8 protein-coding genes are annotated in these 13,835 nt (G+C 39.8%); 7 read left to right on the forward strand and 1 reads right to left on the reverse strand.

Annotation, left to right across the window (positions count from 1 at the left end; all coding sequences use genetic code 11):
- The first annotated feature begins 37 nt into the window (after nt 1-37).
- The 7 genes from EZ444_RS23860 (at nt 38) to EZ444_RS23890 (ending at nt 12,746) form a co-directional block, all read left to right on the forward strand.
- Complete coding sequence (locus tag EZ444_RS23860) at nt 38-1,270, forward strand: DUF4959 domain-containing protein (protein ID WP_131612097.1); 1,233 nt, start codon at nt 38-40, stop codon at nt 1,268-1,270.
- Between the two features lie 27 nt (nt 1,271-1,297).
- A complete protein-coding gene (locus tag EZ444_RS23865) occupies nt 1,298-2,521 on the forward strand; it encodes a DUF4998 domain-containing protein (RefSeq protein WP_131612099.1) in 1,224 nt (407 codons plus the stop codon).
- Between the two features lie 129 nt (nt 2,522-2,650).
- Entirely contained in the window at nt 2,651-3,706 is a 1,056-nt protein-coding gene (locus EZ444_RS23870) for an aldose epimerase family protein (protein ID WP_131612101.1), read from the forward strand.
- Nucleotides 3,696-5,621 (forward strand): glycoside hydrolase family 97 protein, encoded by a 1,926-nt coding sequence (locus EZ444_RS23875; protein WP_165503714.1) that lies wholly within the window; start codon nt 3,696-3,698, stop codon nt 5,619-5,621. Before EZ444_RS23870 ends, EZ444_RS23875 begins: the two co-directional genes overlap by 11 nt.
- Before the next feature lie 104 nt (nt 5,622-5,725).
- Entirely contained in the window at nt 5,726-7,072 is a 1,347-nt protein-coding gene (locus EZ444_RS23880; RefSeq protein WP_131612105.1) for a sugar porter family MFS transporter, read from the forward strand.
- A gap of 114 nt (nt 7,073-7,186) precedes the next feature.
- Nucleotides 7,187-10,528, forward strand: a complete 3,342-nt coding sequence (locus EZ444_RS23885; protein WP_131612107.1) for a DUF5107 domain-containing protein — start codon at nt 7,187-7,189, stop codon at nt 10,526-10,528.
- A gap of 13 nt (nt 10,529-10,541) precedes the next feature.
- Complete coding sequence (locus EZ444_RS23890) at nt 10,542-12,746, forward strand: alpha-galactosidase (RefSeq protein ID WP_131612109.1); 2,205 nt, start codon at nt 10,542-10,544, stop codon at nt 12,744-12,746.
- A 3-nt stretch (nt 12,747-12,749) separates the two neighbouring features.
- On the opposite strand, the gene EZ444_RS23895 is transcribed toward EZ444_RS23890, so the two are convergent.
- The gene (locus EZ444_RS23895; RefSeq protein ID WP_131612111.1) at nt 12,750-13,829 is read right to left on the reverse strand and encodes an acyltransferase family protein; all 1,080 of its coding nucleotides are present in this window, start codon (nt 13,827-13,829) and stop codon (nt 12,750-12,752) included.
- Nucleotides 13,830-13,835: the final 6 nt, after the last annotated feature.

Below are 13,835 nucleotides of genomic sequence, written 5' to 3' on the forward strand. Positions count from 1 at the left end.
TTAAATTTTATCGGTCAATATTTAAAAATTTATACAGATGAAAAAAATTAATTACAGAAAACGCCCTGCCTTTTTGATCCTGGCCATAGTTCTGGTTAACCTATTGCTTCCCTCTTGTAAAGAACAGGAAGCTAACATTGATGTCATATCTAACGATATGACAAAACCCGGTGTGGTTAGTAATATAAAAGTAGAAAACTTTAACGGATCGGCCAGGATTACCTACAAATTACCTGATTCAAAAAATCTTTTATACGTTTTGGCCCGTTATCCTATTAATGATAACCGGGTAAGGGAAACCAAATCCAGTTATTACACCGATACCATTATGGTAGATGGCTTTGCCAGAGAAAAAGAGTATGAAGTTACTTTATATGCTGTGAGCAGGGCAAATGTAATGTCTGACCCGGTAGTGGTAAAAGTGAATCCAAAAACTCCAAATTATATTTTAGTCAATTCCGGGCTCGACATTACCTCTGATTTTGGAGGCGCTAATTTCTTTGGGCAAAATGTCAATAAGGTACCGCTTGCTTTGCACATGCTGGTTTATAATGAAACCACCAAAAAATATGATGAACAGGATCCGGAATATTTAAATACCAATACGATAGATATTTCTATCAGGAATTTGCCGCCAACGCCCCAGAAGGTGGGAGTTTATACTACCGACAGATTTGGCAATGTTTCGGATACGGTATTTAAAACCTTAACCCCGCTATACGAAACCCTGTTGGATAAAAGTAAGTTTTTTACCTATCGGTTACCCAGCGACGCTTCAACGACTGATTATGGTTGGGATTTGAAATATATGTTTGATGGTAATTTGGGTGAACCAGGCTGGCATACTAATGGTAATGTTTCCAAAAGCATAGGCACATTTGGTATGGGTGTATCAGCAAAAATCAGCCGTTTTATATTCTGGCAAAGAGGACCAAGTTATTATGAATACCAAAATACACGCACATTTACGCTATGGGGATCTAATAAGGATAACCCTGTCGATGTAGCTCTACCAACAGGTACGGCTCTGGGTACGGTAGCTGGCGATTGGATAAATATGGGCAATTTTGTTTTCCCCAATCCGCCGTCAGGTTTGGCACCAAACCAGGCTAATGAAGCGGACAAAGCCTTTGTAGCCAAAGGGGTTAATTTCACTATGCCAAGATCGGCCCCTCCAGCTAAATATATCAGGATTGATATTACTCAGACCTGGGGAGGATTAAATTATGTAAATGCTTTGGAGATAAGCATGTATGGTAACCCATTATAAGTGGTGTTTAATTTTAAGAAATAGATTATGAAATTATATAATATTGCGCTTATCACTTTTATATCCCTGGTTTTTTTGGGTTGTAAAAAGTACGCTGATGATTATAAATCTTTCCTGGACAATAAAGAGGTCAAATATTCGGGAAAGATTCAGAACCCAGGCTACAATACGGGTAACTTACGGGCGGAATTATTCTGGCACCCAAGTCCCGATCCAAGTATTGTCAAATATGTTATTTCCTGGAACAACGGTGAAAATACAATGGAGATAGCCGCCACCACGCACAACCCCACAGATCTGGTAAAGGTGATCGTGCCTAACCTTAATGAATATGTTTATGCTTTTTTGGTGGTGTCTTATGATAGCGAAGGCAATAAATCTGTTGCAACCGCAATTAACAATGTAAGGGTCTATGGTTCGACTTATATTAACACCCTGCTAAACCGAGGTGTAAATGTGAGTGAACCGTATAGATTTTTATCCGATGGTTCACTGCAGTTAAACTTTAACAAAAGGGATACGATGAACGTGGCGACAACCATACGTTATACCAATGTAGCAAATGCAATAGAAGAGCGGCAGCTATTGGCGGATAACAACTCGATTTTGATCCCGAATTATAAACCTGGTACAGCAGTTCAATACCGGTCTTCTTATATTCCTGAAGTCGGATCCATTGATAACTTTAACGTAACACAGTTTTCGAATTTTCCGACCATCATTAAAATTACAGAACTGGACAAATCACTATTCAGGTCGTTTAAACTGCCTACAGATATTAGTGACGAATATGGGTGGAAACTGGAGAATTTGTGGGATAACAATAATGGTACGGGCGGTGGAGATCCAGCAGGCTTCCATACAGGGGGATCTGGACTGCCGCAGTCATTTACAATTGACATGGGACAAACCGTTAAGCTTGACAATTTCAGGCTTTGGCAGCGCGATAATGCTTTGTATAACAGTGCTAATCTTAAAATTTTTGAAGTATGGGGCAGCAGCAGTCCAAATCCGAACGGTAGTTTTGACAGCAGCTGGACAAAGATGGGCACCTTTACTTCGGTTAAGCCTTCGGGTTTGCCGACAGGACAACTTACCGATGCAGACCGTGCATTTGCAAGAGCTGGTGAAAAGTTTACTTTCTCATCGTCGATACCACAAGTAAAATATTTGCGGTTTAAAGTGCTGGAAACATGGGGCGGAGCTAATTATATTCACCTTTTAGAATTATCGTTTTATAAAAACGAGTAAGCATCCTGAATGATTTTCAGTTAAAACATTCATTGCCATTCCTGAATGATTAGGTCACATTGTGGTGTAATCATTCAGGAATTGTATTTCTTAAACTTTTCTTTTTACAAATCAATAGTTACAATACAAATGAATAAGATCTCAAAGCGTTGGTGGGGTAATGTGGGTGATGGTGATGTTTATCTTTTTAAAATGATTAATCAGAAAGGCGCATTTGTAGAGATCAGCAATTACGGTGCTACTCTTATTTCTGTTCATACACATGACAAGGACGGTATCCTTGGAAATATTATTCTTGGCTTTCCACTATTGCGAGGTTATGTCAACGATCAAAATTATATAGGGGCAACAGTGGGGCGTTTTGCGAACAGGATAGCCAATGCAAGTTTTAGTTTAGATGGAAAGATATTTAAACTGGAGCAGAATGATGGGCCAAATCATAACCATGGTGGTAGTTCGGGTTTTCATAAAAAGACGTTTGCATATGAAACAAATGGAGATACACTGATATTTAGTTTGTTAAGTGTAGATGGGGATGGTGGTTTTCCTGGCAACCTGAAGGTGCAGGTCCATTATCGTTGGACTGATGATAATGAATTAAAAATAGATTATTTTGGTGAAACAGACCAGGATACACTATTTAATCTTACCAATCATAGTTATTTTAATCTTTCAGCTGGAAAAGGTCATATTTTTGAACATCACCTTCATATTTATGCAAATCAAATTGTAGAAGCGGGGGCTGATTACATTTCAACCGGGAAAATTGTAGCCGCAGATGATACAAATACATTTTCTGATTGTAAAATTGGGGATAAATTGTTGCAGTCCGATGGAAAAATTAAAGGTTTAAATACTTGTTATGCACTGGATTTTGAAAGACAAACTCTTGATCTGCCTGTAGCTGCTCTTTTTGATCCTTTGTCGGGAAGAAAGTTAAGCTTATATACTTCTTATCCGGGGGTACTACTGTATACCGGTGATTATTTAAATACAACTGATAAAGGGCATAATGACCGCATTTATACACCATTTGATGGTGTATGTTTAGAAGCACAATATTTTCCGGGCAGCCCGAATCATGTATCATTTCCTTCTCCCGTGCTTAAAACCGGGACAACTGCACATCATGCGATTATCTTCAAATTTGACATACACACAAATAAATCACAATATGAAAATTAAATCACTTTTTTTTATCACTATTTTATCGCTGGGAAGCCTATGGGGCTTCGCTGCTGATCGACAATTGCAATTAAAATCGCCTGATGAAAAATTGCTTGTAAATGTCGCTGTCAATAAAGAGATTGTCTATTCGGTTTTGTTTAATAGTAAAACTGTTTTGTTGCCCTCAACAATTTCCCTCACTTTAGATAAATTAATATTGGGGAATGAATCCATCGTTAAATCAACAAAAACTAACAATAACCGTGAATTTAATGAACTGATCATAAATTTTGAAAATTCATTTTCTTTGGTATTCAGGGCATATAATGAAGGAATTGCCTATCGTTTTTTGACTGACTTTAAAGGAGGGGTAAAGGTAATCAGTGAGCAGGCAGATTTTAATTTACCAGGTCAGCCTGCTGCAATCTTACAGCAAACGGATAGTTATACGAGCTGGGAGGGGTCATACATTAAATCGTCCTCTGTAAACGCTATTGCAAATGGGGTAAGAGCTACGACACCTGCTTTATTTGATTATCAAGATGCATCGGTTAAAGTATTGATTGCTGAATCTGACGTATGGGATTATCCGGGAATGTATATTCAGAAGAAAGAAGGAAAGTTTGTTGGTGAATGGGCTAAATATCCTGCTAAAACTGAAATGGGGAGCTGGGGCAATTTTGTTTCAGTAGTAAAACAAAGAGAAGATTTTCTTGCCAGAACTAATGGTAAAAGAGCATATCCGTGGCGGGTGCTGATCATCGCTGATGAAGATAAAGCGCTTTTAAATAATCACCTGATCGCTAAATTGGCGCAACCCGTACTGATCAAGGATATCAAATGGATAAAACCAGGGAAGGCTGCATGGGAGTGGTGGCATGATGCAATGCTCCCTGGGCTTGATATTCCATCGGGAATGGACAACAGAAATACCTTGTTGTATAATTATTACGTGCATTTCGCTGCGACACATCATCTTGAATATCTGATGATTGATGCAGGTTGGTCTGACAATTACGACGTTACGAAAATAAACGCTAAACTGGATATAAAGGAGGTAATAAAGGGTGCAAAAGAGAAGAACGTAGGTATATTTTTATGGTGTGTAGCATCTACCATTATGAAGGATCTGGATAAAAGTCTGGATTTTATTCAATCTTTGGGAGCTGTTGGTATAAAAGTAGATTTTTTTGATCGTGATGATCAGCTGGCTATGCAATGGATGGAACAAATTGCGAAAGCAGCGGCTAAAAGGAAGCTTATGGTTAACTTTCATGGTTGTACCAAACCTTCTGGGATGGAGGTGACTTATCCGAATATTGTAAACTATGAAGCCGTTAGAGGGGCGGAATCTGATAAGTGGGATTATTCTATCAATCCTGATCACCATCTTATCATTCCTTTTATCAGAATGCTGGCCGGGCCAATGGATTATACGCCTGGTGCAATGAGAAATAAAACCAAAGCTGATTTTAAACCTATCGACCCAGGTTTACCTTCAGGACAAGGAACAAGGTGTCATGAACTGGCTATGTTTGTTATTTATAATCAGACCTTTGCTATGCTGGCTGATTCTCCTGTAGAATATATGAAGTACCCGGATATCATGAATTATTTATCAAGGGTGCCTACGGTATTTGATGAAACCAAACCACTTGCCGGAAAAATAGGGGAATATGCTATAATAGCTAAAAGAAAAGGCCAGGAATGGTTTGTAGGGGCAATGACAAACTGGACCGAAAGATCTATTCCTATGGACTTTAGATTTTTACCTGCTGGAAAAAGTTATACTGCCGAGATCTATACGGATAATGAAGATGCAAATCTTAACGCAGAACGTTATGACTATAAGTCAGTTAAAGTTAATAGTGACACAAAGTTGGATTTGAAAATGGCTTCTGGGGGTGGTGCGGCCATTTATATTCATCCATAAAGATTATAAACCGTCATGGTTTTAAAATCCATCTTTTAGAAATTATAATCTATTGGCTTTAATGAACAAAAATCTCAATTTTATTTCAATCAAATATAGACAAAATGAACAAAGAACCAGAAGCGTTTAATAGCGGTTATATTATTGGCATTTCCTTCATATCGGCTTTGGGTGGATACCTTTTTGGATTTGATTTCGCTGTTATATCCGGCGCATTGCCTTTTTTAAGAACGCAATTTATGCTTGATCCTGTATGGGAGGGATTCCTGACAGGGTCTTTGGCTTTGGGATGTATAGTAGGCTGTCTTTTAGCTGGCAATCTTGCTGACAAATATGGCCGGAAACCAGGCCTCATGCTTGCCGCAATTATATTTGCGATCTCCTCTGTTGGTATTGCAGTTTCATCCGGCCTCACCTTATTTGTAGTGATGCGATTTGCTGCCGGAATAGGTGTGGGAATGGCCTCTATGCTTTGTCCGATGTACATAGCAGAGGTGTCGCCCGCCAAAGTAAGGGGGAGGAATGTTGCCATCAACCAGTTAACGGTGGTTATCGGTATCCTTGTTACAAATCTGGTCAATTATTTTCTGGCTGACACCGGGCCGGATGCCTGGAGATGGATGTTTGGCTTGGGTACTGTACCTTCTGTCATCTTCCTGATAGGCGTGATTTGGCTCCCTGAAAGTCCGCGCTGGTTGTTAAAAGATGGACAGGATGAGCAGGCTAGGAAGGTATTAAATAAAATAGGTTCAGTTACGTTTATGGAAAACACGACTGAAGCTATACGCAAATCGCTTACAGGTAATACTAAACAGTCTTACAAAGACGTATTTCATAAAAGTGTCCGCCCGGCTGTAGCTATCGGGATTACGCTGGCTGTCTTTCAGCAATTTTGCGGGATCAATGTGGTGTTCAATTATACTTCTACCATTTTCGAGTCTGTAGGAGCTAACCTGGACAGACAGTTGTTTGAAACTGTGGCGATCGGAATTGTAAACCTTGTTTTTACCATATTGGCTATGTGGCAGGTCGATAAGCTTGGTCGCCGTCCGCTGATGCTAATTGGATCTTTAGGTCTGTCTGTAGTATATATTATTCTGGCTTTTATGCTGCAAAATCATTATCCGGCAGGCATGGTTTCCATTTTTGTATTACTGGCCATCAGTATGTATGCTATTTCGCTGGCCCCGGTAACCTGGGTATTGATATCGGAAATTTTTCCCAATAAGATCAGAGGTGTCGCATCTTCTGTGGCTATCGTTTCACTATGGGGTGCTTACTTTATTTTGGTATTCACTTTTCCCATCCTCGCCAAAAAGCTGGGGGCATACGGACCTTTTTACCTATACGCAGTGATCTGCTTCCTGGGGTTTCTGTTTGTACTTAGAAAAGTAAAGGAAACTAAAGGGCAGACGCTGGAAGAATTGGAAGATAACCTGATCAGACATTAATGTTCCTTTCGCAGCTTTAAGCCGGGTTTGATAAATATAAAATTATCCGGGCTAGCGCATTTATGGGCGGAGGATAAGCGCAAAATAGTACATCATTATTATACCAAATAAACAATGAAGACATTACAAGTAAACGTTTGGGAAGAGGAGGTTATGATACCAACTTATGGTATAGGTAAGCCCGAAAAGAATCCTATGTTCTTTGAAAAACGCATTTACCAGGGAAGCAGCGGGGTAGTGTACCCAAATCCTGTTATTGAAAAGATCTATGATGAAAAAGTAGACAAGTCATATAGGGGGTTGTTTTTAGAGAATGAATACCTGAAGATCATGATCCTACCTGAACTTGGTGGCAGGATCCAGATGGCATATGATAAAATAAAACAAAGACATTTCATCTATTACAACCAGGTGATCAAACCTGCCTTGGTAGGGCTTACAGGTCCATGGATCTCAGGTGGTATAGAATTTAACTGGCCTCAGCACCATCGCCCGAGTACATTTGCGCCCATTGATTACAAGATTGAGGAAAATGAAGACGGAAGTAAAACGGTGTGGGTAAATGAGGTGGAGCAAATGTTTCATACCAAAGGACTGGCTGGTTTTACTTTACATCCGGACAAGGCTTATATAGAAATCAAAGCCAAATTGCTCAACCGGTCCAGTCTGCCGCAAACATTCTTATGGTGGGCCAATCCGGCAGTTAAGGTCAATGACTACTATCAATCTGTGTTTCCTCCCGATGTAAATGCTGTATATGATCATGGTAAACGTGACGTGTCTACTTTTCCAATTGCTACAGGAACTTATTATAAAGTCGATTATTCTCCGGGCACAGACATCTCGATGTACAAGAATATTCCGGTTCCGACGTCGTATATGGCCATCAATTCAGATTATGATTTTGTAGGTGGCTATGAGCATGATTCAAAGGCAGGCCTGCTTCATGTGGCGAATCACCATGTTTCTCCGGGTAAAAAACAATGGACCTGGGGACACAGTGATTTTGGACAGGCATGGGATAGAAATCTGACCGACGAAGACGGGCCTTATATAGAACTCATGACCGGTATGTTTACTGATAATCAGCCTGATTTTACCTGGTTAATGCCAAATGAAGAGAAATCCTTTACACAGTACTTTATGCCTTACAGGGATCTTGGCGTGGTCAAGAATGCAACTAAGGATGTCTTACTGGCCTTTGATACAAAAGGGAATCTGGTCGAACTAAAAATTTATGTGACTTCTTTTCAAAAGCACATCAATATTCGTCTCAGTTATTTGGGAAAGGAGTTGTTTAAAGAACAGATCAGTATCGATCCAAAAGAAGTGTATAGCCGTACGGTTAATATTCCTGAGGGAGTAGAAGAAAACAAATTACTACTGGTGATCACTTCTGAAAAAGGTAAGGAACTGCTTAGGTATGAAGCTGCATGCAATAAGATCAATGAGATTCCTGAGCCAGCAAAACCTGCAGTAGCACCGGAAGATACTGACAATAATGAACAATTATTTCTGACTGGCCAGCATCTGGAACAATATCGACACGCCACTTATAGTCCGGTACCATATTACGAAGAAGCATTAAAACGGGATCCGAAGGATATCCGTTGTAACAATGCACTAGGATTATGGTATTTGCGAAGAGGGAAGTTTGCTAAAAGTGAGGATTTTTTTAGAAAAGCGATAGCAACCAGCATACAGCGAAACCCAAATCCTTATGATACCGAAGCTTATTATAATCTGGGCTTGTGTTTGATGTTCCAGGATCAGCCAGATGAAGCCTATAAAGCTTTTTACAAGTCTACCTGGAGCAATGCCTGGAAAGACAGTGGTTATTTTTCCGTAGCTCAGATTGATTTAGCCAGGGGCGACGATCAACTGGCACTTGAACACATCAATCTGGCACTGGATTTTAATGCGAATAACAGCAAGGCTTATGTAGTTAAGGCTGCGGCCTACAGAAAAACCAGTCAGTACGACAAAGCAATTGCGGTTTCGCTGGCTGCACTGGAAAGAGATCCTTTTAATCTTGGTTCATTATACGAGCTTTCTTTGGTTTACGGATCAACCGGTAAACCTGCCGAATGCGGTAATGCACTGGATGAGCTGATCAGATTGTCGAGAGGATATGAACAAAACTTTATTGCCTATGCGTTGGATTATGCGGCTGCTGGGTTATATCATGAAGCGGCGGATTTGCTTGGTCACGCGATTAAAGGAAACTCAACGCATCCTTTGGTTTATTATCACCTGGCATCATTCAGCCATTATTCAGGAAATGCAGTGCAGGCATCAAAATGGCTTGAAAAGGCGGCTTCTGCAGATTCTTATCTTTGTTTTCCAAACAGGTTAGAGGAGATCAAAGTATTGGAGTTGGCCATCAAACTTAATCCGGAGGATTCCAAAGCGCCTTATTATCTAGGTAATTTGTTCTATGATAAACGCCAGTATATTGATGCGATCAGTAACTGGGAGAATTCTGCAAAAGCCGGCGATAGCTTCCCTACTGTCTGGAGAAATCTTGGGATTGCTTATTTCAATAAGCTTCAGGATCAGCAAAAGGCATTGCTGTGCTTTGAAAAAGCCTTTGAACTTGACCCAACAGACGACCGTGTATTGATGGAGCTTCATCAGCTTTACAAACGATTAAACCGTAAGCCGGAGGAACGTTTAAAATTTTTAGAGCAAAATTATGAAGCTGTATTACAGCGTGATGATGTTTACCTGGAATTGATTTCAATCCATAATTTTATGGGTAATCCTACCAAAGCAATGCAGTTGCTGGGCGACAGAAAATTTCATCCATGGGAAGGTGGTGAAGGTAAAGCTTCTGGACAGTATGTATTTGCACTGATCCAAACAGCAGGCATAATGATTAGGGACGGGTATTATAATCGGGCTATTGAGATATTAAATCAGGCGCAGGTTTATCCGCATAACCTGGGTGAAGGGAAGTTGCATGGGACACAGGAAAACGATATATTTTACCTGATGGGCTGTGCCTTTGATGAACTTGGACAGCATGAGCAAGCTATGGAATGTTACCAAAAGGCAACCATCGGGAGTACAGAACCTTCTGCAGCTATTTTTTATAACGATCAGCAACCGGATAAAATTTTCTATCAGGGGCTGGCGTGGAAAAAATTGGGGGAACTGGAGAAGTCTGATCTGATTTTTAACCGTCTGGTTAATTATGGGCAGGAGCATTTAAATGACAGTGTAAAAATTGATTATTTCGCTGTTTCACTACCTAATATGCTCATTTTTGAAGATGACCTGGACATAAGGAATAAGATCCATTGCAACTTTATCATCGGGCTCGGCCAGTTGGGACTCGGAGCAGAAGATGAGGCCAGGAAATCATTTTTAAAGGTATTGAGTCTCGATGCAGAACATGCGGGGGCAAAACAACATCTGGAAATCTCTAAACAAATCACAAATTTCACCAGTTAGTTTTTTTACTAATATGAATCGCAATACAAAACTATGCTATACTTATGCGCCCTTATTGTTTATTTTAATAACCTTTAGTGCATTAAATACCGCAGCCCAAACGACTATTCAAATAGAAACAAAAAGCAACGCCTTGGTATTACAGGCTGATGCAAAAGGAAATCTGGGTACCATATACTTCGGTAAAAAGTTGTCCAGTCCAGCTGAATATAATCTGATTCCTTCTGTGTATAAACAGTCAGATGATTATACCGGCGTTTTGAGCTCGGCTTATACACCTTCGGGATCAAGAAATCTATTTGAACCTGCAATCAGTGTAACCCATGCAGACGGCAATAATTCGCTTGATCTGCAGTATGTGAGCCATAAGGTGGAAAAAATAGCAGATGATGTTTCGCAGACAAGTGTGCTTTTAAAGGATCCGGTGTATAATTTTGAAGTAATCCTTTATTACAAAACCTATTTCGCCGATGATATAGTAGAGCAGTGGAGTGTAATTAAACATAAAGAAAAAGGCAATGTGCTGCTTAATAAGTTTGCTTCGGCTAATCTGTACTTGAGAGCTGGCAGTTATTACCTGAAACAGTACTATGGGGACTGGGCCAAAGAAATGCGTTCTGAGGAAACAAAAATTACCCATGGGATCAAAACGCTGGATTCTAAACTGGGTACACGTGCCAATCTATTCCAGCCTTCTGTGTTTATGATTTCTCTGGACAGACCTGCTACGGAAGACGAAGGAACTGTGCTTTATGGAGCACTGGAGTATAGTGGCAATTTTAGAACCGATATAGAACTGGACAATCTGGACAATCTGAAGATCATTTCAGGCATGAATAATTTTGCTTCTGCTTATACTTTAAAGCCCGGCGAAGTATTTACAACTCCGGCATTTTTATATACCCTGTCAAGCACAGGTAAGGGAAATGCCAGCAGGAATATGCACAACTGGGCCAGAAATTATAAGATTCTTGATGGTAAAGGCCAAAGACTGACTTTATTGAATAACTGGGAAGCTACTTATTTTGATTTTAACGAAAGTAAACTGTTTGAATTGTTGAAGGACACTAAAAAATTAGGTGTGGATATGTTCTTACTGGATGACGGTTGGTTTGCCAACAAATATCCGCGTAATGGTGACGTTGCTGGACTAGGTGATTGGGAAGAAAATAGAACCAAACTTCCAAACGGGATATCATCACTGGTGAAGGAGGCAAAGGACAATGGCGTAAAATTTGGCATCTGGATAGAGCCGGAGATGATAAATCCTAAAAGTAACCTGTATGAAAAACATCCCGATTGGGTCGTTAAACAGCCAGCGCGGAAAGAATATTACTTCAGAAATCAGCTTGTGCTGGACCTTACTAATTCCAAGGTACAGGATTTTGTATTCGGCGTAGTTGATGACCTTTTTACTAAAAATCCGGACCTTGCCTATCTTAAATGGGACTGTAATGCCGTAATTTATAATGCGTATTCTGCTACTATAGGTAATCAGAACCATTTTTACATCGAATATATGCGTGGACTTTACAAAGTACTGGAAAGAATCCGTGCCAAATATCCTGATGTGCCAATGATGCTTTGTTCAGGTGGTGGCGGCCGTGTGGATTATGCGGCGTTAAAATACTTTACGGAGTTTTGGCCAAGTGACAACACCGATCCTTTGGAACGTATTTTTATCCAGTGGGAAAACTCTTATTTCTATCCTTCAATTACCTCATCAAATCATGTTACGGATTGGGGTAAGCAGTCCATCAAGTTTCGTACTGATGTGGCCATGATGGGTAAACTGGGCTTTGATATTGTAATCGGCCATCTGAAGGATAATGATCTGAAATATGTGCAGGAGGCGGTGAAAACTTATAATGCTGTAAAGCCAGTTATCTGGCAGGGAGACCAGTACAGACTGGCCGATCCGCGTGAAAACAGCGTGGCTTCGATGTCATACGTCAATACAGATAAAACTAAGGCATTGATGTTTAATTATCTGGTTAGTAACAGGTACGATGAAGGCAGCAAATTTCCAATCAAACTTAAAGGATTGGATGTAGCAAAAAAATATAGCATTAAAGAACTGAATGTTTATCCGGGGACCAATTCATCTATTGACAGTTCCAAAAGCTATACGGGAGATTTTCTAATGACAGTGGGACTTAATCCTGTTGTAAATTCGGGAAGGACCAGCGTGGTATTGCAAATAGAGGAGAATAAATAGCTGCTAGCTGCTGAAGTCAATTAGCTTCGTTATAAGCGATTTAAGTAAGGGCTGGACCTTCTTTTCTATATATTTATAAATGATAAAGGAAAAAAGGATCATGACTATGGTGACAGCTGCTAAAAGAATATGTTTATTTATATGGTTGCCCAAAATCATAAAAGCACCTATTCCAAACCCGTGTATAAGATAAAGGGGGTAAGTTAGCACACCTAATTGAGCTACCTGTTTTAATTTGGAGAAGTCCAGTTTTTGTAACGCTGATAGCAGGAAAAAAAGGTAAAGTATTGTAACGATTATTATCATTATGTAACTGCGGTATGCATTTGCATCGTGATAATAATTGTTCATGTCTTCCATAATGACGATATCGTGCTTGATATTCAATAGGTAACATACAGTCAGTAAGAGATAAATTTTCCAGGATGATGCATATTTAATACGTAGCAAATAGCACAACATACCTGCAATAAAGCAACAGCTGTACTTAGGCATCAGTAAAAAGTAGAAAGCATTACTGGCGGTATGTGGACCTGCGATAAAGGTGTAACCCAGCCACAGTAATATAATAGGCAAAAGGTTCTTCCAAAACTTAAGTGCAGCGATCAGTAGGATGATAAAATAAAAGCCAATCTCATAAGTAAGGGTCCAGAAAACCCCGTTTAGATCTGGCTTGCCAAAAAAGCCTTGTAACATCGTTAAGTTATAGGCTAACAGCTTAAAATTTGCAGCAGGAACTCCCGGTTGTGTTATTTTTCCAAAATATAAAATAGCGAAAGTAAGCAGACAGGCTGTCCAAAAGGCAGGATATAGTCTTGTTACCCTTGAAACAAAAAAATATTTTGGGGATTTATTCATGGAAGACATTAGTACAACATAGCCGCTGATCATAAAGAAGGCATCTACCCCGAGATACCCGTATCGTAACAACTTGTCTATGCCAAATTCGGGTGTTGAATATATCCTTGTGGTGAAAAAAGTATAATGGTAAAACAGTACTGACAATGCCGCTAGAAACCGCATAAGATCTAATTCATAGAAACGGAAATGGTTAAACGGTACATAAGGATCTCTATTTTCCATAGGGTA

This window comes from Pedobacter hiemivivus, from assembly GCF_004331685.1.
In the GTDB taxonomy this organism is placed as follows: Bacteria; Bacteroidota; Bacteroidia; order Sphingobacteriales; family Sphingobacteriaceae; genus Pedobacter; species Pedobacter hiemivivus.

Excerpts from the sequence above, each read along its gene's own strand:
- EZ444_RS23860 (WP_131612097.1), top strand. The coding sequence starts at position 38 with ATGAAAAAAATTAATTACAGAAAACGCCCTGCCTTTTTGATCCTGGCC.
- EZ444_RS23865 (WP_131612099.1), top strand. The coding sequence starts at position 1,298 with ATGAAATTATATAATATTGCGCTTATCACTTTTATATCCCTGGTTTTT.
- EZ444_RS23870 (WP_131612101.1), top strand. The coding sequence starts at position 2,651 with ATGAATAAGATCTCAAAGCGTTGGTGGGGTAATGTGGGTGATGGTGAT.
- EZ444_RS23875 (WP_165503714.1), top strand. The coding sequence starts at position 3,696 with ATGAAAATTAAATCACTTTTTTTTATCACTATTTTATCGCTGGGAAGC.
- EZ444_RS23880 (WP_131612105.1), top strand. The coding sequence starts at position 5,726 with ATGAACAAAGAACCAGAAGCGTTTAATAGCGGTTATATTATTGGCATT.
- EZ444_RS23885 (WP_131612107.1), top strand. The coding sequence starts at position 7,187 with ATGAAGACATTACAAGTAAACGTTTGGGAAGAGGAGGTTATGATACCA.
- EZ444_RS23890 (WP_131612109.1), top strand. The coding sequence starts at position 10,542 with ATGAATCGCAATACAAAACTATGCTATACTTATGCGCCCTTATTGTTT.
- EZ444_RS23895 (WP_131612111.1), bottom strand. The coding sequence starts at position 13,829 with ATGGAAAATAGAGATCCTTATGTACCGTTTAACCATTTCCGTTTCTAT.